We start from the raw sequence: 23,797 nt of genomic DNA on the forward strand, positions 1-23,797 counted from the left end.
GTAGTAGCGTGCCAGCCCGCGCTGCCGCCGTTCATCGAGCCTGCGCTGCGCGGTGAGTGCGAGCGGATGGGCGGGGATGGCGATGCCGTGGTGGAGCGGGGAGCGAAAGTCGAAGTTGTTCATGAAAATTTGCTTCGCATGCTGACGACTCAACCTTTCAACCGAGTCCTTATGCTGCGCCACTTCCTGTTTCTGCTTTTTGCCACCGCCACTCTTCATGCTGCGGATGAGTTCCCGCTCGTGCCTGCGCAGGAGTGCCATCCGCGCAACGGTCTGCCGAACTTCTTTGCGAAAGCGAACACGGCGGGTGCGGAGATCAAGATCGGGTATCTGGGTGGATCGATTACGGCGCAGCCGGGCTGGAGGCCGAAGACGCTGGCGTATTTCCAGCAGACGTATCCGAAGGCGAAGTTCAGCGAGATCAATGCGGCCATCGGTGGCACAGGCTCGGACCTGGGTGTGTTTCGTTTGAAGCAGGATGTGCTGGATTCCAAGCCCGACCTGATGTTCGTGGAGTTCGCGGTGAATGACGGTGGTGCCTCGCCGGATCAGATCTTTCGCTGCATGGAGGGCATCGTGCGACAGACGTGGAAGGCGCTGCCGGAGTGCGACATCTGCTTTGTGTACACGGTGACCGAAGCGCTGGTGCCTGCGATGCTGGAAGGGAAGTTCCAGCGCTCCGCGAGTGCGATGGAGAAGATTGCCGATCACTACGGCATCCCGACGATTCACATGGGCATGGAAGTGGCGAAGCTGGCGAAGGAAGGCAAGCTGGTGTGGAAAGCGAAGCTGCCAAAGACAGACGAGGAGAAGAAGGCGCTGGAAGGGAAATTCGTCTTCGCGCCGGACAGCGTGCATCCGCATGTGGAAACCGGACATGAGCTGTATTTGGCGGCCATTGTGCGTTCGCAGGAGCCGATCAAGGCGGCTTCAAAAACGCCGGGTGCGCATGTGCTGGGCGCACCGTTCATCGCCACGAATTACGAGCAGGCCAAGTTGCTGCCGATCAGTGCCGCGACGCTCTCGAAGGGCTTCACGCTGCTGGATTCCAAGACCGACAAGTTTGGCAAAAACTGGGCGAACCGCATGACCACGCTGCACAAAGGCTCGCAGCCGGGCGAGACGATCACCTTCAAGTTCAAGGGTACGCGCTGCTCCATCTATGACATCATCGGGCCGGATTGCGGGCAGGTCAGCGTGACGCTGGATGATCAGCCTGCGAAGATCGTGCCGCGCTTTGACGCCTACTGCACCTACCACCGCCTCAGTGCGCTGGTGATCGGCACCGATCTGGAAGACAAAGTGCACACGGTGAAGATCGAGATCGATGCGAAACAGCCAGACAAGGCGGCCATCCTCGCGAAGAACGGCAACAAGATCGACAAGCCGGAACGCTTTGATGCCACCGCCTTTTACCCTGGGGCCATCCTGATGGTGGGTGAGCTGGTGCCGTAGCGAGCTCTGGCGGGCCATCGCTCGTCCTTGCGCGTAAAATGCTCCTCACATCCTTTCCTTCTCCATGAATGAATATTCCTCATGGATGAGGAGTTGGGTGAACCGCTGTTAAGAGTCGTTTGAACCCTGATTCAATACCGCGAACCGAAGCAAGTCATATCTTTATGGAAATAATAATATGCACTGTTTCCTATGAACCACGACCCTGCCCGCGTCGAGCAGCTCTTCAACGAGGCGCTCGAACGTGCAAACCACATTGAGCGCCATGTCTTTCTCACAGGAGCATGTGGGAACGATACGGCGTTGTGGAATGAGGTCTGGGACAGGCTGCGCAATCACCCGGGCAATGGTGGACAGCAGCGCCGCACGCGAGGGATCCGCGTGCCTAAATCCCCCAGCCACGGGGCCTTGGAAGAGAAGCCGGGGGACATGATCGGCCCTTACCGGCTGCTGCAAATCATTGAAGACAGCACGAGCAGCACCATGTGGATGGCGGAGCGAAACGCGCGCGTGGCGGAGTTCGTGACCATCAAGATCATCGCTGCAGCCGCGAACGACTTTTTGATCCGCTATGAAGCCCAAAAGCATGCGCTGGCGCTGCTGGATCACCCCGACATCGCCAGGCCGCATGCCTGTGGCATGACTCCCGGCGGCAGGCCCTACCTCGTCACGGAGCTGCTGCATGGGACGCCCATCACCCAGTTTTGCGATGATCAAAAGCTCTCGCTGCTGACGCGCATTCGCTTGTTCATCCAGGTTTGTGAGGCCATCCATCACGCCCACCAGAAAGGCGTGGTGCATGGGGACATCAAGCCTGCCAACCTGCTCGTCCGATGGGGCGATCAAGGGCAGCCGTTGCTGAAGGTGACGGACTTTGGCATCGCGAAGGCGATGAACCACGCACTCGTCACACCCACGGGGCAGCTGCGGGCACCTGCCTCGTACCTGTCTCCCGAGCACGTGGCCGCCAAGGCGATCGATGCACGCACGGACATCTATGCGCTGGGCATGCTGCTGTATGAAATGATCACGGGAAGGCTGCCGATTCCCACTCCCAGAGACGCGGCTGAGCACCTGAACGAGGTGAAGAAGGTGGTGTGTGAGACGCTGGTGGAAAAGCCGTCCGCCCTGCTACGCACGCTGCCCAAGGCACAGCTCACGGGTCTTGCTTTGAACCGCAAGCTGGAGACCGCCACCTATCCTGAACTCATGGAGGAGCATTTCGACTGGGTGGTGATGCGGGCCTTGGAAAAGCGGCCTGAAAGCCGGTACCCGAGCGTGGATGCAATGGAGAATGATTTTCTACGCTACCTCAAAGAAGCGGCGGCTCAGGAGGAAAAGCCGGCGGTCCAGGGTACTGCGCTGGGCAATTTTATCAGTGAGCACCGGGGATTGTTTGCTCTCGCTGCGATACTGGTGCTGCTGGTGGCCGGCGGCATGGCGGTGATGGGCTGGCTGCTGGTGAAGGAGAAGCAGGAAGAAGCACGCGTGACCGTGAAACAAAAGGCTGAGTCCTATTCCATGACCTCCCGCTTTCTGCAGGAGATGTTTGCCTTTCTAACGCCGGAAACCGTGAAGGGAAAAGACACCACGCTGGTGAAAGGCATGCTGGACGCGGCGGTCGAACACCTGGACGCGCTGGCTGACAACCCTGAGTCCGGAGCGCGGGCGCAGGAGACGATCGGGCTGACTTATCTGGCGCTGTCACAACCGCTGGATGCGCAGAAGCAGCTCCAAGGCGCCCTTGAGAAGCGGAAGCTGGCGCTCGGGGGCACGCATCGGGACACGCTGCGCTCCATGCGGCAACTGGCGACCGCCATGGAGGCCGAAGGCCGGTATGTGGATGCGGAGACACTGCTGCGCAGGACCTTGAGCTCCCAGCAAAAAACTCTGGGTCCGGACCACCCGGACACTTTTGTGACGATCTCGGTGCTGGCGGCGGTCTGTGATGACCAAGAGAAGCATCTGGAGGCCGAGACTTTGTTTCTCAATCTCTATCAAGTGCAGAAGCGTGTTCTCGGGGCGGACCATCTCGATACCTTGGCGACGCTCGGCAATCTGGCGAATTCATGCACCCTGCAAGGCAAACATGCCGAAGCCATGAAACGACGTGGCGAGCAGGTGGATGGGATGAGACGTGCATTGGGAGCCAGTGATCCGCGCACCCTCATCACGATGAACGTTGCAGCCCAGGCCTGTGAAAAGGGCGGCATGCCATCGGACGCGGAGAAGCTGTACTTCGGCGCGCTGGAGATCTTGAAAAAGTCACTTGGTGCGGAGCACCCTGACACCTTGGTGCAGGCAGACGAGGTGGCGCTGATGCTGGGACGCCGCGGGCGGCATGTGGAAGCGCTGAGGTTGCACCACGAATGCCTGGACGCCAAACGCCGCATGCTTGGCCCAAAGGACCCGCAGACACTTTTTTCAATGAAGAACCTGGCGAACGAGTATGAGGCGCAGGGCAGGCAAGCCGAAGCCGAAGCTTCCCAGCAGCATGTGCTGGAGACTTTGAAAACGGCTTTTCCTCCGGAGCATCCTGAAATCCTCGCGCAGATGGACACCGTCGCCCAAGTGTATGACAGCCACGGGCGCTTTGCCGAAGCCACGAAACTCCGGCAGGAATCTCTAGTGGTGAAACGGCGTGTGCTGGGCGCCACGCATGTACAAACTCTGCACTCGATGCAACAGCTGGCCGCCTCGCTCGATGCAGATGGCAAACATGCGCAAGCCACCACGCTTCAGCTTGAGACGCTGGAAATCATGAAGACGGCCTACGGGCCGGGCGACCCTGATGTGCTGGCGCAGATGCATGCGATGGCGGCCATGCATGACCGGCATGGTGACCATGCGCAGGCGGAAAAGATCTACCAAGACCTGCTGCAGATTCAGCAGCGCGTCCTTGGCGTCGAACATGCGGACACAATCGCCACGCTGTCCGGCCTGGCAGCAACGCAGCGGCATGCAGGCCGGCTTGAAGAGGCCGAGGCCCTGTATCAGCAGGTGCTGGAACTGCAGCGCAAGCGCACGCCCGCAGACACTGCCGCAGTGGCCGCAGCCTCCACAGACCTTGGGAGCTTGTGGCTGCAAACCGGACAATCGGCCAAGGCGGAGCCGCTGCTGCGTGACTGCCTGGAGCAGTGCTTCAAACAACAGCCTGAGCACTGGCTGCGCTTCAATGTCGAGAGCCTGCTGGGAGGAGCGCTGCTGCATCAGAAAAAATACACCGAGGCAGGACCGCTGCTGCAATCTGGCTACGAGGGGCTGAACGCACACGCGGGCATGCTTGCGATTCAGGATCGCTTTCGGCTGCGCAACGCCATCGAACGCCTCGCTCAATTCAACGATGCCACCGGCAATGCTGCGCAAGCAGCGCAGTGGCGGCAGAAGCTCGCCGAGTTTGATCAGCCGCGGGTTGTCTCGGGCACCCCGAAACTCAGCATGAGCACGAAGTAGGGACGTTTACAGTTGCTGACCGTGGTTGACGGCAGACATCCAGAAGATGGAGTGAAGTCTGCGCGCCGTGTTGCAGCGCTGTTTATGATGGAGGACCACCTCTGCGTTATCGCAGACAAAGCTCAAGCATCGTCCACTTCGTCTGCACGACGGCATAGCCGGTCACCCCAGAAGGTGGCGACGAGCAGACTGCTGAGAGCGAGGAGGCCCAGTCCATTGAGGACATGGAAGTTGGTGACCCAGAAGCTTTTCCCGGTCAGGATCACGAAGATGCCCAGCGCCACCTGCACCGTGGGCATGAACAGCAGCAGCGTGGCGACAGGGCGCATCTGCGGCAGCGTGACCAGCCAGCGCCGCGCATGCACCGCGACGAAGATGATCAGCAAGGCGACGGTGAAGCCCCAGTATTTGTGGGCAAAGAGAAGAAACACATCTGGTGGATGAAGCGCCGGCAGCCACTGGCCCTTGGTGGTGAGAATGTCGCTCGCGGCCAGATGTGTGCGCTGCGTGTGGCGCAGGCTGGCGCCGAGAACCAGCTGGCCGAACACACAGAGAAACAATGCCAGCGACCAGAAGCGTGCCCTGGCGGCTTCTTTGAGTGTGAGAACGAGGCGGCCTTCCGTCCAAGTGCGGGAGGATGCGAAGGCGATGAACACCAGCAGGCAGTAGAACAACTGACCGAGCGTGCCATGCGTGACGCCCAGCGGATCCGACATTTTCAAGACCCGCAAACCACCGAGTGAAGCCTGCAGCACGACCAGCAACAACGCGAGCGTGGTCAGACCGCGCAGCAAGGGCCAGCGCTGGCTGTACCATTTCAGAACGAGCCAGGAAAAGCCGAGAGTCCCGATGAACGCAGCGGTCCCAACGGATCCCATGTAGATCAGCACCAAGAAGCCCATGGAACAAAGGATGATGCCGACACCCTCCATCAAGCCGGGCTTGAACTTGGCAAACTGCCAGAAGTAGAGGCCAAGCACCAGAAAACCGATGGTGGTGGCAAGCCAGCGGTGCCCATGCTCAAGCAGCAGAGCAGGCACTTTGTACCAGCCTTCAGGATTGAGCTTGCCGTAGCACAGCGGCCAGTCCGGCACCGCGAGTCCGACGTCTTCCGTGGTCACCGCTGCGCCCCACCAGATCAACACCACACCCACGGCGAGCGTGAACAGAGCATAGCGATGAAAAGCACGGGAGGGCATGTCGGTCAGATCAGAAACGTGCGGCAAAAGCAGAAGGGCAAAATAATGAGGTCATTATTTTGCCCTTCGGTTCAACCATCCAGAAGGATGGAAATTAGTGAGCGGCAGGCTTCGGCGCAGCGGCTTCGGCGTCTTTGGTTTTCTTGCTCGCGGCATCGGACTGCTCTTTGGCCCAGGCGTCATATTCGGCGGCGGGAACCACCTCGAGAATGGCCTTCATCTGGGCGTGGCCTGGGCCGCAAAGCTGACCGCAGATGATGTCCCAGCTGCCTTCCTTGACCGGCTTGAACCACATGTGGCTCTTCACACCAGGAGTTGCATCCTGCGCGGCACGCATCGGCACGAGCGCGAGATTGTGAATCACGTCCTTGCTGGCCACGTCCACGATGACCGGGCGGCCCACAGGAAGCTTCATGGTACCAGGATTGACGAAGTCGTCCTTGCCGTTGGGGTCGTGCAGGTCCTTGCCCATGGTGTTGGTGCCGCCGTCCACGTTGCGGAGATCCCAAGTGCTGAGCATCATGTCGGTGCCGGGGTATTGGAAGTTCCAGAGGAACTTCTCGCCCAGTGCGCGCATGCGGATGGTGTCGGGGGAGGTGGGATATTCGTCGGCCTGACGGGACCAGAGCGGGAAGGCGAAGCCGAGCAGGAGAATGGCTTCAACGATGACCACGCCGATTTCGATGTGCGTGGTCGCATGCCCGCGGAAGCCATGGTAGTCGGCACGGGCGGTCTTCTGTTTGCGGAAGCGATAGAAGGCGATGGCGAGATAAATGGACCAGCCTACGCCGAGCACGACCATGACCCAGTGGACAAAGCCCAGCATGTGGTCAACAAGGCCGCCGTGTTCTGAGGCGTTTGCGGTCTGGCCCATCCAGACATTGATAGAATCGAGTTTAAGGGTCATAAGCTAAAAGGGGAATTCAGGCGGAAGCGGTGGTGAGGTCCTGATGCGCGCGCTGACGGCGCACAAAGGAAAAAACGAAACAGGCGGCGCAGATGAACATGAAGGCGAGCATGCCCAGCATGAAAAGAATGGCGAAGCCCTGAGCCTGTCCGACAAGGCTGCCTTTGTCGGCCATGCAGGTGGCGCAGGCGAGAACGGAGGATGGAAGTGCGGGAATCATGTGGTTCAGACGATGATGGTGCGCATTTTTTTGATCACGTACCACACGCCATAGAACATAAGGGCCAGGCAGAGCAGACCCGCGTAGTTTTTCAGGGGTGCGGCACCGGCGGCGGCGGCGTCTTCAGGCATGAAATGCATCCACAGCCAGAACGCGGCATCGCACAAGATGGCGAAGACGAGAAAGACGATGTGGAAGTGCTTGAGCGACATGGCTGAGGTGCGGGGAACTACTGCTGTTCGACAGGAGCGTAGAAGCCTTTGAACTGGAGAGGGTCTTCGTGGGAGAAGATGAAGAGCGCGAAAAGGACGACCGCCAGCACCACCGTGAAGAGGAGGATCTTGTAGATCATGCTGCGCTCATGATTGAGATGCATGAAGATCAGCGCCACGAGCGTGGCCTTGATCGTCGCCAGAATCATGCCGACGAGGATGTTCAAGCTGTGGGTGGGCAGCTCCACATAGGAGAGCCACACGGTGGCTCCGCTGGCGAGGATCAGGATGCCTCCGATAATGAGGTACCATTTGATCGATTTCTGGATTGCTTCGATGTTGTCGGCCATGGCAGTGAAAAGGGTGAGTGATTACAGGAGGTACAACAGCGGGAAGAGGAAGATCCACACGAGATCGACGAAGTGCCAGAAGAGGCCGCCGACTTCGACGCGATTGGCGAGATGTTCGGGATCCTGGCGCAGGCGCTTGCCGTCAAACGCAAGGAAGTAGAGCAGCACCAGCGCACCGGCGATCACGTGCAGACCGTGCAGACCGGTGAGTGTGAAATAGATGGCGTAATAGGTGTTCAGCTTTGGCGTGAAGTTGGAGAAGAAAGTGAAGTCCTTCTTTTCCAGCACCACCGTGGGGTGATGGGCGTGAGCATCGCCGTGACCGCCGGCAGGAGCATGAGCTTCAGCACCATGCGCATCGCCATGGGCGGCACCTGCAGCAGGAGGCTCAGCGGAATTCAGTTTGAAGAAGAGGGACTCTTTCTGCAGCGTGGCCGAACGGGACTTGTCACGGGTTGGATAGTCCTTCTCGAATTTGGTGATGTGGTGGTCACGGTTTTCAACGAAGGCCTTCTGCCAGGCTTCACCCAGATAGCGGTGATCGAAAGCGAGGGACTTTTCCGACTGGGCGACGCCGCGTGCATCGACGCCGTCGACTTCGATGGTCATCTTGTCATCGGCCAGCTTGCCAGTGGCGGTGGTGCCGTCGCGGAAGGTGATGGTGGTGTCGGTGTAGGCAAAAATTTCGGAGGGCTTCACCGCGAACTTGATCGGGGCGGTGGCGATGAGCTTGATGGAAGCGGTGCCTTTTTTGGCTTCTTGCGCTTTTTTTACGGCTTCCGCGCTGAGCGCCTTGAACGAAGCTTCGTCCAAGGTGATTTCCTGACCGCCTTCGGTTTTGAACTTCGGAGCCGTGCCCTCGATGAACGGGAGGACGTGGCCGATTGGATCAGCGGTCACGGCGCTTGTCTTGAGCGGAACGGAGAGATTGAACTCCGTTGCACCCTCAAACTTCACCTGATAGCCATGAGGAAGATGGCCGGTGAGCATCGTGCCGTCCGTCAGTTTCACGGCGTAGTGGGCAAACTTGGCCTTGTACTCAAGGGACTTGTTGAACATGAAGACCCCAGCGCAAATCACGGTGATGGCCATGTTGATGCGGTACCAGCCAAACTTGCGCAGCTTGAGCATGGCCCAAGCCATGACGACCGTCACGGAGGAGGCGATGAGCACGACGGTGTTGATGAAACCGAGCGTCACATCCAGATCATGCACCGGCCATGGATAGTCGGCACCGACGCGAAGGAAGATGTAGGCGGAGAACAAGCCGCCGAAGAGCATGACTTCCGAGGCAAGGAAGAGCCAGATACCGATCTTGGCATTGTAAAGACCGGTGTCTGGACGGGCGTGAACTGTGTAAGGGATGTCCATTGAAGTAGTCGCGGTGCGCGGTTGGAAGTTCGCGGTTTAGTGATGAGCCTGGGCTTTTTCAGCGACGGCTTTGAGGTCGGGTTTGCCGGGTTCGGACTCCCACTGCGGATAGAAGTCTGTGGCGTGGCCAGGAACGCTGTACTCGTAGGGACCACGATGGGCGACCGGATCAAAGAGGAAGTTGCCGTGCGGAGGAGGCGTGGGTGTGGCCCATTCCATGGTGGTGGCATCCCATGGATTGTCGCTGGTGGCCTTTTTGCCGCCCTTGAGGCTGAACCAGAAGTTGATGATGAAGGGCACCTGGCCAAGCGCGAGGATGAAGGCACCGACGGACATGACGATGTTGAGGGACAGCATGTTGTCAGGGATGTCCAAGCCGAAGAAGGCGCCGACCTCGTGGGTCAGGGAGGTGGTCCAGTGGGACATGCCGCTGGTGTTTTCGAAGTACTTGCCGCCGTCATACCAGCGGCGGTGGAAGCCGGCCAAGCCCTGAACAAACATAGGGGCGAACACGAGATTCATGCCGAGGAGCGAAGGCCAGAAATGCAGTTTGCCGAGCTTGTCGTTCATGAAGCGGCCGGTGAATTTCGGGAACCAGTGATAGACGCCGGCGAAGAGGGCGAAGATTGTTCCAGGAGCGACAACGTAGTGGAAATGGCCGATCACGTAATAGGTGTCGTGCAAGGCGAGATCGATGAACGAGAATGCCAGAGGCAGACCCGTGAGACCACCGATACCGAACATGGGCAGGAAGGCGGAGGCAAAAAGCATCTGCGTGTTGAAGCGGATGGAACCGCCCCAGAGAGACACCATCAAGCAAGTCAGCAGCACCACGGACGGCACCGAGATGAGAACGGTGGTGATCTGGAAGTAGGTGGACATCATGGTGCCCATGCCGGTGAGGTACATGTGGTGGGCCCAGACGAGGAAGCTGAGGAAACCGAGCGTGAGCACGGAATACACCATGGACTTGTACCCCCAGAGCGGACGACGAGCATTGCAGGGAATGATGTCCGTCAGGATGGCGAATGCAGGAAGAATGAGCACGTACACCTCAGGATGGGCGAGGAACCAGAAGAGATGCTGGTAGAGCAGCGGGCTGCCACCACCGGAGATGTCGAGGTGCTTGCCACCTTCCATCAGGCCGGTAGGCAGGTAGAACGAGGAACCGAACACGCGGTCAGAGAGCTGCAGGATGGCCGCCACTTCGAGGGGTGGGAAAGCAAGCAGGAGGAGGAAGGCGGTGACGAACATCGCCCAGCAGAAGAAGGGCATCTTCATCCATGCCATGCCCTTGGTGCGCAGGTTGATGATGGTGGCGATGAAATTGACGGAGCCGAGGAGGGATGCGGAGATGTTGAACACCATCGCCATGAGCCACCACATATGGCCGTGGCTCCAGATGCTTGTCACGCCGATGTTGGTCGTGGAGGCGAGGGGCGAATACATCGTCCAGCCGGTCTGCACCGGGCCGGTGCCGACGAAGAAGCTGTACATCATCAGAATGCAGCTGATGAAGAAGAACCAGTAGCTCATCATGTTCAGGCGGGGGAACGCCATGTCGATGGTGCCGATCTGGAGAGGCATGACGAAGTTGCCGAAGGCGGCGAAGCCAAGTGGCACGATGCCGAAGAACACCATGACCGTGCCGTGCATGGCACCGAGCATGTTGTACAATTCACCGTTCAACGAACCGTCGGCGTTCAGCCAGCGGCCAAACATCTGCTCAAAAAGGTCTCCGATGAGGGGCAGGTGACGAATCACCTCGACCGCCGGCACCGGGATGCCCGGATAGGCGATGCTCCAGCGCATGAGCAGCATGAGGAAGAAGCCAAAGAGAAGGAAGATCAGGCCGGTGAGACCATACTGCAGACCGATGGTTTTGTGATCCGTGGAGAAGATGTACTTCCAGACGAAGCTCTGTTCATGATGCCCGTGTGCATGGTCGTCATGCGAGTGGTCGTGGGCGTGATCGTGAGTGGTGGCGGCGGCGCTCATAGGCTGGTGGTCAAAAGGGATCAGAGGGGTGGGCGTTCGCGAAGTCGAACTCGAAATCAGCGGTGGCCTTGCCGCCACGGACGGTGACGGTGTGGGTGATGCTTTGCGAAAACTGCGGATGCCAGGCTTCAACGACGTATTCGCCATCGGCGAGCGCACGGGAGATGGAGAAACGGCCGTCGGTGCCGGAGACTGCACTGTGCGCACCTTCGTGCACAAAGACCCAGGCGTTCATCCAACGGTGCACATCGCATTCAAGGCGGTAGATGCCCGGAGTGTTGAAGGTCTTCACATTTTCGTCGCCACGAGAAGGCTGCCCGAAGTTGTCGATGTTAGCACCTTTGCCCTGGGCATCGTAACGAGCGATGCGGATGTTGTGGAAGGTCAGGTCACTGTTGTGAAAGCGAACTTCCTGCCCGGCTTGGATGGACACGGTGTGCGGTACGAACTCGCACTTCGTCTGGTCCACCAAAGGAGCAGCGGAGACGTTGCTGGCGCGCTGGCTGCCACGCACGGTGATCACGGTGTCAGCGAGAGAGCCATCCGCAGCCACTTTCCAGGTGGAGTCAATGATGTCGCCATGGCCGGTGCAAAAGGGATTGCCACCGACATCGACAACTTTGCGCAGTGCCGCAGCATTGGCACCTTTGAGCGTCACCTTGCCGGTGATGCTGGGAGTTTCGGCGATCTGGACGGCAGGAGCGAGCTTCACCTCGGCGGCAGCTTCAGGCATCTTGCCGCAGCTTACGTTCGCGATCAGCATGACGGCTCCGAAGGCAGCCCAAGGTGCCTGGCGGGAGACGGTTTGCTTCACACGGGTCATTGCAGTTGAAATTACTTGGCGGCAGGTGCAGCGGCAGCAGTCGCGCCAGGGCCGGCGGGGATGTCACCTGGGACATTCTTTTTAGCGAAAGGCTCCAGTTCGGTAACAGTCCACTGGGAGGCGCGTTTTTCTTCATCGCGCACCTTCTGCACCATTTCCTTGGTGATCATGGAGCCTTCATTACCCCAGGAGTTACGAACGAAAGTCAGCACGTTGGCGAGATCCTGGGAGGACATGGCCGCACCGAAGGCCTGCATGCCGCCGGGGGTGTTGAAGCCCTGGCCGTTCACGGTGACGGGGCCGGTGAGGCCGTGCTGCACGATGCGGATCAGACGCTCGGTACCACCGAGGACGTACTCGGATTTGGCGAGGGGAGGGAACTGGCCGGGAAGTCCGCCGCCATTGCCCTGATGGCAACCACCGCAGACGGAATAACCGCTGGCGCCTTTTTTCATGGCCAAGGCGAAAGGATCAAGCGCAGCTCCGGCTCCGGCTCCGCCCGGGCGTGGGTCTCCGCCACCAGCGGCGGCAAAGGGATTGCTGACGTTGAAGCTCCAGCCGCCGGTCATCGGGCCAAGCTGGCCACCGGCGATGATGGCAACGAGCATGAGCAAAAACATCGCCCACAGGGGAGCGGGCTGGCTTTCGGGAGCGAGATCTTCCTTCTCGCGCTTCACGGCGGAGTGAAGGCGATCAAGATCGGTGCTGTCTGGATGGGCGGGTGCGCTCATGGGGGCGTGCGGGTCGCGAGAGGGGGCTATTTTTTGGCGGGAGAGGCAGCGACGGCTGCGCTCTGTCCGGGGACGGGATAATCCTTTTTCAGGGAGAGAAGGTATTCGACGAGGCGTTCGGCTTCTTTCGTCGGAACGACTTCATAACCGGCAGGCGGCGCAAACTTCTTCGGCAGCTTCAGGGCACGTTCGGAAACGGGGCCTTGAATTTTTTGCAGGGTGAAGAGGCCGGTGTAGGCGGGCATCGTGCTCCAATCGTGGATGGAGCGCGGTGAGTAGAGGTGCTGATAAAGAGCGGCCGCCGATGGTGCACGCCAGCCGTAGTTGGCGAGGTCAGGTCCGACACGCTGGATGCCGAGCAGGGCGTATTTCTCACCGAGGTAGTCACCCAGAACGTTGGAACGAGCTGGAGTGGTGGGGCGGGCTTCCTGATCCTGACCCCAGCCTTTGTACCAGCCATCCAGGCCGAGCTGAACCGGACGAATCATCTGTGTGTGGCACTGATTGCAGCCTTCACGGATGTAAACGAGCTGGCCCTGGCCATTGACGGGGGCAGGTGGGAAGAATCCTTCGACGCCGTCCTTGTCCTTGTCATAAGCGACAGGGGTGAGCTGTTCGTACTGCATCGCCGGAAGAACGATGAGACACAGCCATGGCAGCCCGAAAGAGGCGGCGAGACCGAGAATGAATGTGCGGAAGTTCGTCATGCGTGGGCTTCGTGGGGAAGAGCTTGATCGCCGTGGTCGTGTTCAAGCAGGGTAGGTGCCGAACTGCGGCGACCCAGGCCTGCGACCATGAGCAGAAGGTGAAGAAGGAACATGAAATTGGAGAAGCTGATGAGGCCCCAGGCCACCGCACGTGAGACCACGTAAGGGCGGGAATTGATGACGTGGTTCATGAAGGTCTGGTCCCAATGCTCAGGATCGTTCAGATCTGCACCCTGCTGCCAGCCGGCCACGAGGCTCATGATGACGATGGTGCCGATGCCATAGACCGAGAACCAGAAGTGGTTGCGGATCAGGCGGACGCTGAGCCATTCACAACCGGAGAGGCGGGGAACGATGTAGTAGATGGCACCAAACACGCACATGCTGAAGAAGCCATACAAGCTAACCACCTGAAACGAATACCATGACTGGGTGAACTGCAGGTTGGCACCGGTCCAGAAGGCGGAATTCAGGGCAAGAACCAAGCCCGACACAGGATAGAACAGGGCTCCGAAGAAGATGAAGCGGAGGGTTGGGCTGGCGGCCACGGAGCTGTGCTTGCCGAGGGTGGTGAGGTGGTGATTGAGACCCACAAGACCCACTGGAATCAGCAGGAGCACGCCGGCGCAGGCACCGACCGAAGACATCCAGGCTGGCAGAGGGCCACCCATGTATTTCTGCATGCCGGTCCAACCGCCAAGGATGGCGAGGCTCCAGAAACCGGCGGATGCCAGCTGTGCCGAAGCGATGGGCTGTCCGGTGATTTTTGGAATGAAGTAATAAGCCGAGCCGACACCCACGGGGACGAAGAAGAGCAGGATCACCGCGTGGATGTACCAAGCATCGATGCCAGCGCCGATGGCACCCAGGCCTGGCAGGCAATGGAGGGCGACGTTGGCGGTGATGAAGATCCATGGGAACCAGAAGCAGGCGCCGAGGATGTACCACGTGCTGACCATGAAGCCTTCGGGACGGAAGGCGCGGCCAAACATGCGGGCGATCGGCCAGGCATAGCAGAGGAAGCAGGCCAGCAGCACGGGCCAGACGAACTTCGGCATTTCAAGCCACTCGATCGAGGTGCTCTTGCCCATGAGGATGGCGAGGATGCCGAAGGTGATGGTGATGTTCCAGAACACGCCGGCGGTGATGAGGAGGGTCTTGCCACCCTTCAGTTCCTGACCGGAGCGGCGTGCCATGATCCACAGCATCACGCCCAAAGCGGCCTGGATGCCCCAGCCATAGACGAGCGCATTGATGTGCGCAGGCTGCAGGCGGCCATAAGTGATGTACGGGCAGTCTCCCAGAAACTCAGGTTCCACCAGCTTGATCGCGGCGAGAACGCCGAGCAGCGTGGAGAGCATGAGCCAGAAGGCTCCATTGGTGAAGAGGAAGAGCACAGGTCCTTTCACCGACTTGTCGATCGCCGCGCGGCGAAGATTGTCGGCCTGAAGGTCCGTGTCAGGAGTGGCGGGAGTGGTCTGCATGACTTACTTGGGCGAAGCGGGTGCGGCAGGGGCTGGTGCAGGAGCTGCGGGTACGGCGGGGATCGGAGGTGCGGAGCCAGCAGGAGCAGCGGGGACCGAAGGAACAAACGTCGTGGGAATCGGAGGCGCAGGGTTTGAGGGAGCAGCAGGAGCCGGGGCTGGAGCTGCGGGAGCGGCAGCAGCCGGTGCAGGAGCGGCAGCAGCGGCCTGTTTGAGCTGGGTGGGTGATCCCGGGACAACCTGGGTGCTGACGCCGGGCTTCTTGGCGCCAAGTACGGCGAGCGTCTTCGTAAAGACCGCGTTCTTCTTGGTCTCATCGTTCAGACCCAGCTTGGCGATGCTTTCTGACTGCGCCTTGAGGATCTCAGCGGTGTAGTCGCGGCGTTCCTGTTCACGCGGGTCAAAGCCCTGCTTCGAATCAGTGATGGACTGGATGAGGATGAAGAGCAGGGCGAAGCCTGCGAAGGCTCCGAGCACCCACACAAAGGTGGCACCGGCTTTTTTAGGTTGATCGGGCTGCGACATGGAAAATCGGGGAATCAGTTGATGACGTTCACGGACTCGAGGAGGCGCGGATCACGCCATGGATACAGGCTGTATTTGGCCAGGCCACGGAGGTAGAGGAAACCCATGATGCCAAAGACGGCGCAGAAAGCGGCGATGTCCTGCACCCAGGCATACGGAGCCAGGACGCCGAGGCCAAGGGACGGGCCACGCTCAGGGATGACATTCCAATAGATGTCCACCACGTGCATGAAGAGGATCCAGATACAGCCAAGGCTGATCACCACGGGGTTCTTTTTGCGCTGCTGGGAGAGCAGGAAAAGGAAGGGAACGATGAAATGCCCGAGGAGAATGAAGATGGAAACAGCCTGCCAGCCTTCCGTGTTACGGATGAGGTAGAAACGGGTTTCTTCCGTGATGTTGGCGTACCAGATCAGGAAATACTGGCTGAAGGAAATATAGGCCCAGAACACCGTGAAGGCGAAGAGCAGCTTGCCCATGAGATGGTAATGCTCATCTGTGACGACCTTCTGCAGGTAGCCCAAGCTGCGCAGCCAAGTGACGACCAGAATCGACAGTGCCATGGAGGCCCAGGCACAGCCGGCAAAGATGTACACGCCCCACATGGTGGAAAACCAATTGTAGTCCAAACCCACAAGCCAGTCGAAGGCGGCAAAAGTGACGGTCAGGGCGAAAGGCAGCAGGACGATGCAGGAGAACTGACGGGACCAGATGGTGTGTTTGATGTCGCCATCCTGCTCCTGCTGGAGTGATTTGCCACGCAGGGTGCGGGCAATGAACCAGAGGATGAGGAAGTAGAGTGCAAAGCGGGTGTACCAGGAGAACCAAGTGTTCAGGTTCATGTAACCGAACTTGGTCACAAGCACATGCAGATGGGGATTTTCCACGGCCATGTGATGCAGCGCCTGCTTCACGGTCGTTGGATGATCGGCATGGGCGGCATGTTCCGCAGCGGTGCGATGGTGGCCCATCCACTCATAGAGCGGCTTGTTCACCGCAGTGATGAGAAGGGGAGAGGCAAGAATGGCCAGAGGGACCACCATGTTGGCCAAGTTTTCCCAGATGCGGCGCACGGCAACGCCCCAGCTCGAATTGGAGGCGCTGTGGAGGAGGATCCAGAAGCAGCCGCCGACCACGAAGGTGAAGCAGAAGAAGACGGCGAACAGCCAGGAATAGGCAAAGGTGTCCGTTTTCGTGAAGAAGAACCAAAGGGAAGCCAGGAAACCGAGCCCGCCAAAGAAGCCGAGCGTGTTGATAAGCTTGCCGCCCTTGGCTGTTTCGAATTTTTCTCCGCCTTGGGGCAGATCTTTAAATGTGACGTGGTGACTCATGCCGGGATTCGAGTAATCGTGCCGTTACTGAAGGGGGAGGGTGACTTTAGACTCTTGGGCCGCGATTTGCAGAGAGCGGATGTAGGCCACAATGGCCCAGCGGTCGCGCAAGGTGATGTTGCCGCCGTAGCTGCCCATGAGGCCTTTGCCGTTGGTGATAACATCAAAGATGGCACCATCCGCACGGTAGGCGGCGGCATTGGCAGCATCCAGATTGCCAGGCTGCTGAAAGTTGAAGGCGGTGAGGATGCCGTATTTGGAGGTCACACCCTTGCCGTTGCCGGAGGTGCCGTGGCAGATGGCGCAGTTGATGTTGTAGCGCTGCTCCCCGCGCTTGATGAACTCCGCATTGAAGACAGAGGGATCGCTGGTGATTTCTTCCGGCAGACCGTCGCCGTAGAAGTCACCGACTTTGCCGGTGTCGTAGTAACCCAGACCGCTGGTGAAAGCGACACGGGCGGGCTTGGCCTTAGGACCGACGGCATCAACCGCAGCGACAGCGGGGATTTCGAAACCCATCGGCAGGGTGCCTTTGACCGGGAGGCGGGCTCCGCGGCCATCCGCAAAGAATTCGGTGCCGACCTGGTATTTCACCTTGGCCTGATGATCCATGTCCGGGATGACTTCGAGCGGCGGCAGTTCAGATTTGCTGCCACGGAAACCAAACGCGCTCACGACGATCGCGATGACGAAAAGATAGCTGAGAAAGAAGTACTTCATGGTGCGGGTAAGCGAGGCTTAGATTTCGTCCTCCACGAGTTCGATGTTCTTGCCGCCGACTTTTTCGAGAAGACTCTTGGTGCCTTCCTGGGAGAATTTAGGATCGCGGGCTTCGATGCAGACGAAGAAACCGTCGTCCGAGAACTTGCCGAAGTTCTTGGAAACAAAAAGAGGGTGGTTCCAGCGTGGCAGGCCGATGAGCGCCAGCAGGCCGAACAGGGTGGTGAAGGCGCTGAAGAGAATCGTCAGCTCAAACATCACCGGGAAGAACGCCGGAAGGGTCCAGATGTCGGTGGGCTTGCCCTGCACAACCGTCGGATAGGTTTCGACGATCTTTTGGAGGAAACCAAGGCCGATGCTGCTCCAGAAATTGGTCTGAGTGATCGTTTCGAGAGTGAAGGCGACCGCAGTTCCGGTGATGCCACCGCAGAAGACAAACATGGGCAGCTTGGAGCGTGGGTTGCCCATCGCCTCATCCATTCCATGGATAGGGAAGGGCGAATGCACGTCCCAGCGCTGGTAGCCGGCATCGCGCACATGCTCGGCGGCATGGTAGAGATCCTTCACGCTGTCAAATTCAGCGAGGTAGCCGTGGACTCGTTTGAGGGTGGTGCTCACAGTCAGGGTTCAGTTTAAAATGTTAGGCGGCAACGGGTTTGGCGACGTGACGGTCGGCGTAGTCCATGAGGTCTTCCTCCTGGATGCCCTTCTCAGCGTGGTCGTCCTGGTGCGGGTTCGACTGTGGGAGCACCCCTTTAACTTCGCCGATGGCGATGACAGGCAGGAAGCGCAGGAACAGCAGGAACAGCATCATGAAGAAGCCGAAGGTGCCGAGGAAGGTGTACTTATCGACCCAGGTGGCCTCATAGATGCCCCAGGAGCCCGGCGTCATGTGACGCTCCAGGGTGGTGGCGATGATGACGTAGCGTTCGAACCACATGCCGGCGTTCACGAACATGCAGACAATCATGACGACCCACACATTGTGGCGGCACCAGCGGCTCCAGAAGAGCTGCGGAGCAAACACGTTGCAGCTGAACATCCAGTAGTAGGCCCAGGTGGAAGGACCGGTGAGACCACGCAGCGTGAAGGCGGCAGCTTCATACGGATTGGCGCTGTAGTAGGCCACGAAGAGCTCCATGCAGTAGGCGTAACCGACGATCGTACCCGTGAGGAGGATGATCTTGGCCATGTTGTCCACGTGCTTGGCCGTGATGAGGTCATCCAGGCCGTAGATGCGGCGCACAGGAAGCATGAGGGTCAGCACCATCGCGAAACCACCGAAGATGGCGCCTGCGACGAAGTAGGGCGGGAAGATGGTGGTGTGCCAGCCGGGAACGATGGAGGTGGCGAAGTCGAAGGACACGACGGAGTGCACGGAGAGCACCAGCGGTGTGGAGAGAGCGGCCAGAAGCATGTAGGCGGTCTCATAGTGGCTCCAGTGGCGGTTACCACCGCGCCAGCCGAGGGCGAACAGGCCGTAGAGGAACTTCTTCAAGCCCGGGCGGCAACGGTCACGCAGCGTGGCAAGGTCGGGCACGAGGCCCAGGAACCAGAACACGGCGGAAACGCTGAAGTAGGTCGAAACGGCGAACACGTCCCAGAGGAGGGGGGATTTGAAGTTCTGCCAGATGGCGTTGGCGTTCGGAATCGGCGCGAGGAACCACACCATCCACACACGACCGACGTGGAAGGCCGGGAACAAACCGGCGCACATCACGGCGAAGATCGTCATGGCTTCCGCAGCACGGTTCACGGACGTACGCCACTTCTGGCGGGTGAGGAACAAGATGGCGGAAATGAGGGTACCGGCGTGGCCGATACCGATCCAGAACACGAAGTTGGTGATGTCCCAAGCCCAGGCGACCGGCTGCTTCTGACCCCAGACACCGACGCCGGTGGAAATGAGGTAGGTAAAGCAGAAGACCATCAGTCCGGTGAGCAACACGGAAGGCACAAACAGGATCCACCAGAGGGCGGGCTGCTTGTTTTCCACGATGCCGCAGATGCGGTTCGTGATCCACGAATAGGAGCGGTTGTTCAACACCAGCGGCTCGCGGTCGAGAATACGCGGGGTGTTAGATGCTGTAGCGGAGGCGTCCATGTGTCCGGGTTAGTATTGATTGTTGCTCCACACGGCGATGTTCTCTGCGCCGGGCATGTTCTTGTTCGGATTGCGCAGACGGGCGAGGTAGCTCGTGCGAGGGCGGGTGCCGATGTACTTGAGCAGCTGGTAGTTGCGGGGCGATTCCGGGATGCTCTTCGTTGGATCCTTGAGATCTTCGTAGCCTTTGATCTGGACGATGGCGCTGTTTCTGTCGGCCAAGTCCCCGAAGACGATCGCTTCTGCCGGGCAGGACTGCTGGCAGGCGGTTTTGACAGTGTCGGTCGGCACGCGGAAGTCCTTGGAGTCGCGCTGCACCTGCTTCTGCAGAATCTTGGCGGATTCGAGGCGCTGCACGCAGTAGGTGCACTTCTCGATGACACCGCGCATGCGGACGGTGACGTTCGGATTGCGCTGAAGGCGGATGCTTTCGTCTTCGCGCTTCTCACCCAGAGGGCCGGCGTAAAGATTGCCGACTTTCATGCCGAGCACGGTGGTGTCGATCAGCGGATTGCGCTTGTTGTAGTCGAACCAGTTGAAGCGGCGGGCGGTGTAAGGGCAGTTGTTCGCGCAGTAGCGGGTGCCGATGCAGCGATTGTAAGCCATGGCGTTGAGGCCATCTGGCGTATGGACGGTGGCGTTCACCGGGCAGACGGTTTCGCACGGAGCAGATTCGCACTGCTGGCAGGCCAGCGGCTGGTGCACCATTTCGGCGTTCTCGAGCTGCTCAGGCGTCGCGTTGTCTTCGGCCCAAGTGCTTTCCTGTTCGACTTCGTTCTTGCCCCACTTTGGCACGGCGAAGTAGCGATCCATGCGGATCCACTGCATCACACGTCCTTTGCGGACCTGATCTTTGCCGACGACTGGAATGTTGTTTTCGCTCTGGCAGGCGACGAGGCAAGCCGTGCAACCAATGCACTTGCTCAGATCGATGGACATGCCCCACTGGTGCTGCTTCTCGTAGTCGAAGCCGTCCGGGTTCTCTTCGGATTTCACTCCGACCTGGCCTTTGTAGAAGGAGATGTTTTCCGGGATGTGGCTGTCCATGCCGGTCTTCTGCGCGAAGGCCACGTCCTTGTTGAAGGTGTCGAGCGTACCTTCACGGTAGACCGCACGGCCTTCCATGGTGTTCTGGCTCTGAGTGATGGCCAGTTCAGCGATGGTGTCGAGCACTTCGATCTTGGCACCGCTCAGGACGAAGGTGCCGGGCTTCGTGCGCAGAACGTAAGCGTTCACGCCGCGGTCGCCACTGACCATGCCGACACCGATCTGGCCGTAGCCGAGAGGCAGGGTGATGGAATTGGACACATGCCCGGGGGCTTCGATGGCGGGGATTTCGATCGAAATATCACCAACGGTAATTTTGACGTGCTGGCCTTCTTTGAGACCCAGACGGCGGAAGGTGACGGAGCCAATCCAGGCTGCGTTTTCCCAGGTGAGTTTCGTCACTGGATCCGGAGCTTCCTGAAGCCAGGCGTTGTTGACGTAGCGACCGTCATAGACGCTGGAGTCGGCGACGAGGACGACTTCGAGCGCATCGTCCGTTGGTGCGACGACAGGCGCAGCCTTGGCGAGGATGCCAGCAACGGCGGCGACATTCGGAGCCGTGGTCGCCTTGGCGTAAGCGGAGCCTTTGAGGAAGCCGTCACGCAGGGTGAAATTCCATTTCTTTTCGTCGAGGCTGCCAGCCAGGGTGGCGAAAGTATCGCGCACGGCGGTGTAGGCGGCGTCTTCGGCGGGGGCAGCAGGTGCGGCACCGGCGGCGGCTGGCGCAGCAGCTTCGACCGGGCCAAGCTTTTTGCGGCCAAGCAGGGCAAGCAGAACTTCCACACGGCTTGCACCGTCGTAGAGAGGAGCGATCATCGGCTGGACGATCGAGTAGGTGCCATCTGCGGCACGGACATCACCCCAGACTTCAAGGTAGTGAGCAGCAGGAATGTGCAACGCAGCCTGACGAGAAGTGACGTTTTTCTGAGTGCCAACGTGAATGAGCTTCACGCCTTTGTCTGCCACGAGTTTGGCCAGTGCCGTAGCGTCTGGGGCGTCGTAGTAGAGACTGGAAGGAGTCAGCGAAAGAAGGGTCTTGACCTGACCGCCAGCAATCGCCGTCTGGAGATCGGCGAAGGTGCCGAGTTCAGGGGAAGGAGCGCCTTGCAGCAGTTCGATGGTTGAACCGTAAGCGCCAAGGGCGCTGTTGATCGAGGCAACCAGCGCATGCACTTCCGCGCCGTAGCGGGAACCGGCGAGGACGACGGCCTTGCCTTTGTTGTCGATCAAATCACGCACGGCAGGTGCGATCCACTCTTTGAGGCTGGCGGGCGCGGTGTCGGCCAGAGCCTTGGCGGAGGCGTCTCCCAGCTGGGCAGCGATCACAGCTGCGGCCACAGGGATGAGACTTGCCGCGATCGGTTTGCGGTGATCGGCCATGCCGCCGGTCAGCGTGTAGCGATTTTCCAGGACGTAGAGGCGGTTCATTTCCGCTTCGGTCGTTTCCTTTGTCTTGGCACGATGCTTGGTGAAAGCAGAGATGGGCTCGCCTGCCACGGGGTCCACCCCGAGGAAGTCACAGTCCAGGGAGAAAATGCGCATCGCGGAGCCGAGCTTCACGAAGGGCTTCACATCAGCGCCCAGCACTTCCTTGTTGGCAGCGGCCTGGCCTTCGCCACCCACCGCTTCGTATTTGAAGAGTTTGATCTGCGGGAAGGCAGCCTTCACCTCGCCCAGCAGGCGCTGGTAGGTCGGGGAAGTCGAGCCGCCCATCACGATGCCAAGGCTGGCACCCGAGGACTTTTTCGCTTCATCGATGGCTGCGGCGAGCAGTTCGTTCGCCTTGGCCCAGGAAAGTTCTTTGCCAGCGCCCATCGGCTTCTGGGAGCGCTCCGGATCGTAGAGATCCAGCACGGAGGCCTGCGCAAAGCTGTTGAGCCCTCCACCCAGCGGGTGAAGCGGATTGCCAGCAAGGTGCGTTGGACGACCTTCATGCGTGGTGACCACCAGAGGCACAGCACCACCGTTTTGGGGCATCGTGGTTGCGTACAGGAGCGACTTGCCCGGCACCATCCATTCGACGTGCTGGGTGTAAGGCAGGATGTTGACGAGGGGACGGCGGCAGCTGGCCAGACCCATCATGCCCACGCTGGCACCCATGATCTTCAAAAATTCACGACGGCTGTTCTCACGCTCTTCGTCGTTCAGGCTGTCTCCCGCAGGGAATTCCTGGCCCAGATTTTTCAAGAAATCTTCACGACGGTCCAATTCGGCGACACTGCGCCAATAGCGCTTGGCGTTCTGCGGCTCCTCAGGATGCTTCCAAATACGTTTCATGTGTCAGTAAAAGGGGCGCGGGGGTTAGCGATGGCAGGTGGTGCAGGATTCCGGCGGCTGAATCTGCCAGTGCTTCTTGATCTGGGTGCCCACTTCAGTCTGGGTCACGTTTTTACCGTAAGTTTTCTCCGCGAGAGCGACGATCTGTTCAAGATTGTCCGCTTTGGCACCTTCACCGCCGATGGTGGTGGCGATCTCGGCTGCTGGAACCTTCTTGTCGATAAGAGTCTTGTAGAACTCGTTGCGCTTCAGGTCGCTGGGCTGGTAGTCCAGCTTGGTGACGAACTCGAGAGGGCGGAGGTTCTTCTCAGGATTGCGGTGGCAGTCAAGGCACCAGCCCATGGACTGCGACTGATCGTGGCGGACGACTTCCATTTCGTTGATCTTGCCATGGCAGGAAACGCAGGAGATGCCGCGGTTGAGATGCGCGCTGTGATTGAAGTAAACGTAGTCAGGCGCCTTGTGGACCTTGACCCATGGGATCGACTTGCCGGTTTCGTTGGCCTTGATCACCATCTCCAGCTTGGGAGAATTGCTGCGGATGTTGCCTTTGCCCGGGCCATGGCAGTTGAAGCAGGTCTGGTTGGTCGGCACGTTCGAGTGACTGGAGGTCTCCACGAAACTGTGACAATACCGGCAGTCGAGCGCGAGCTGTCCTGCATGAATCTTGTGTGAAAATGGCACCGGCTGCGTCGGTTCATAACCTACGCGAGTGTATTTCGGTGTGAAGTAGTAGGCAATGCCGACACTCACGCCGAAGGCAATGAACACGACGGCAATGGCGAGCTTGAGCGGCAGCCAGTTGGTCCAACGCGGAAAAAAGTTACCCATAGAAAGTGTCGGCAGATGAGCTTGTGAAAAATTTCACAAGGAAGTCCAGAAT

20 protein-coding genes are annotated in these 23,797 nt (G+C 59.4%); 2 read left to right on the forward strand and 18 right to left on the reverse strand.

Annotated features, from left to right (window positions below; all coding sequences use genetic code 11):
- Positions 1-171: 171 nt before the first annotated feature.
- Together WAW39_RS03275 and WAW39_RS03280 are read left to right on the forward strand one after the other, a co-directional pair.
- Positions 172-1,455 carry a GDSL-type esterase/lipase family protein gene (locus WAW39_RS03275; protein ID WP_422315732.1) on the forward strand — a complete coding sequence of 428 codons (1,284 nt, stop codon included), beginning with the start codon at positions 172-174 and terminating at the stop codon, positions 1,453-1,455.
- 192 nt (positions 1,456-1,647) lie between these two features.
- The gene (locus WAW39_RS03280) at positions 1,648-4,908 is read left to right on the forward strand and encodes a tetratricopeptide repeat protein (protein WP_422315734.1); all 3,261 of its coding nucleotides are present in this window, start codon (positions 1,648-1,650) and stop codon (positions 4,906-4,908) included.
- A 122-nt stretch (positions 4,909-5,030) separates the two neighbouring features.
- On the opposite strand, the gene WAW39_RS03285 is transcribed toward WAW39_RS03280, so the two are convergent.
- The 18 genes from WAW39_RS03285 to WAW39_RS03370 form a co-directional block, all read right to left on the reverse strand.
- Positions 5,031-6,107, reverse strand: coding sequence for a COX15/CtaA family protein (locus WAW39_RS03285; protein WP_422315736.1), 1,077 nt, complete (start codon positions 6,105-6,107; stop codon positions 5,031-5,033).
- 94 nt (positions 6,108-6,201) lie between these two features.
- On the reverse strand, positions 6,202-7,014 hold the full coding sequence (locus tag WAW39_RS03290; protein WP_422315738.1) for a cytochrome c oxidase subunit II: 813 nt from the start codon (positions 7,012-7,014) through the stop codon (positions 6,202-6,204).
- Positions 7,015-7,030: 16 nt separating this feature from the next.
- A complete protein-coding gene (locus WAW39_RS03295) occupies positions 7,031-7,234 on the reverse strand; it encodes a hypothetical protein (protein WP_422315740.1) in 204 nt (67 codons plus the stop codon).
- A 5-nt stretch (positions 7,235-7,239) separates the two neighbouring features.
- The gene (locus WAW39_RS03300) at positions 7,240-7,446 is read right to left on the reverse strand and encodes a hypothetical protein (RefSeq protein WP_422315742.1); all 207 of its coding nucleotides are present in this window, start codon (positions 7,444-7,446) and stop codon (positions 7,240-7,242) included.
- 17 nt (positions 7,447-7,463) lie between these two features.
- A complete protein-coding gene (locus WAW39_RS03305) occupies positions 7,464-7,796 on the reverse strand; it encodes a cytochrome C oxidase subunit IV family protein (protein ID WP_422315744.1) in 333 nt (110 codons plus the stop codon).
- Positions 7,797-7,817: 21 nt separating this feature from the next.
- Positions 7,818-9,167 (reverse strand): cytochrome c oxidase subunit 3, encoded by a 1,350-nt coding sequence (locus WAW39_RS03310; RefSeq protein WP_422315746.1) that lies wholly within the window; start codon positions 9,165-9,167, stop codon positions 7,818-7,820.
- 36 nt (positions 9,168-9,203) lie between these two features.
- On the reverse strand, positions 9,204-11,165 hold the full coding sequence (locus WAW39_RS03315; protein ID WP_422315748.1) for a cytochrome c oxidase subunit I: 1,962 nt from the start codon (positions 11,163-11,165) through the stop codon (positions 9,204-9,206).
- A gap of 10 nt (positions 11,166-11,175) precedes the next feature.
- Entirely contained in the window at positions 11,176-11,988 is an 813-nt protein-coding gene (locus WAW39_RS03320) for a carboxypeptidase regulatory-like domain-containing protein (RefSeq protein ID WP_422315750.1), read from the reverse strand.
- Between the two features lie 11 nt (positions 11,989-11,999).
- Positions 12,000-12,719, reverse strand: coding sequence for a c-type cytochrome (locus tag WAW39_RS03325; RefSeq protein WP_422315752.1), 720 nt, complete (start codon positions 12,717-12,719; stop codon positions 12,000-12,002).
- 26 nt (positions 12,720-12,745) lie between these two features.
- Complete coding sequence (locus tag WAW39_RS03330; RefSeq protein WP_422315754.1) at positions 12,746-13,426, reverse strand: cbb3-type cytochrome c oxidase subunit II; 681 nt, start codon at positions 13,424-13,426, stop codon at positions 12,746-12,748.
- On the reverse strand, positions 13,423-14,910 hold the full coding sequence (locus tag WAW39_RS03335) for a cbb3-type cytochrome c oxidase subunit I (RefSeq protein ID WP_422315756.1): 1,488 nt from the start codon (positions 14,908-14,910) through the stop codon (positions 13,423-13,425). Before WAW39_RS03335 ends, WAW39_RS03330 begins: the two co-directional genes overlap by 4 nt.
- Positions 14,911-14,913: 3 nt before the next feature.
- On the reverse strand, positions 14,914-15,435 hold the full coding sequence (locus tag WAW39_RS03340; protein ID WP_422315758.1) for a hypothetical protein: 522 nt from the start codon (positions 15,433-15,435) through the stop codon (positions 14,914-14,916).
- A 14-nt stretch (positions 15,436-15,449) separates the two neighbouring features.
- Entirely contained in the window at positions 15,450-16,766 is a 1,317-nt protein-coding gene (locus tag WAW39_RS03345; protein ID WP_422315760.1) for a hypothetical protein, read from the reverse strand.
- A gap of 24 nt (positions 16,767-16,790) precedes the next feature.
- Positions 16,791-17,486 carry a c-type cytochrome gene (locus WAW39_RS03350; protein ID WP_422315762.1) on the reverse strand — a complete coding sequence of 232 codons (696 nt, stop codon included), beginning with the start codon at positions 17,484-17,486 and terminating at the stop codon, positions 16,791-16,793.
- Positions 17,487-17,504: 18 nt separating this feature from the next.
- Entirely contained in the window at positions 17,505-18,104 is a 600-nt protein-coding gene (locus tag WAW39_RS03355) for a DUF3341 domain-containing protein (protein ID WP_422315764.1), read from the reverse strand.
- A gap of 22 nt (positions 18,105-18,126) precedes the next feature.
- A complete protein-coding gene (gene nrfD / locus WAW39_RS03360) occupies positions 18,127-19,590 on the reverse strand; it encodes an NrfD/PsrC family molybdoenzyme membrane anchor subunit (RefSeq protein ID WP_422315766.1) in 1,464 nt (487 codons plus the stop codon).
- A 9-nt stretch (positions 19,591-19,599) separates the two neighbouring features.
- On the reverse strand, positions 19,600-22,914 hold the full coding sequence (locus WAW39_RS03365; protein ID WP_422315768.1) for a TAT-variant-translocated molybdopterin oxidoreductase: 3,315 nt from the start codon (positions 22,912-22,914) through the stop codon (positions 19,600-19,602).
- Positions 22,915-22,938: 24 nt separating this feature from the next.
- Positions 22,939-23,745: a cytochrome c3 family protein gene (locus WAW39_RS03370; RefSeq protein WP_422315770.1), complete on the reverse strand. Its 807-nt coding sequence runs from the start codon at positions 23,743-23,745 to the stop codon at positions 22,939-22,941.
- Positions 23,746-23,797: the final 52 nt, after the last annotated feature.

It is taken from the genome of Prosthecobacter sp. (assembly GCF_049294395.1).
Classification (GTDB): Bacteria; Verrucomicrobiota; Verrucomicrobiia; order Verrucomicrobiales; family Verrucomicrobiaceae; genus Prosthecobacter.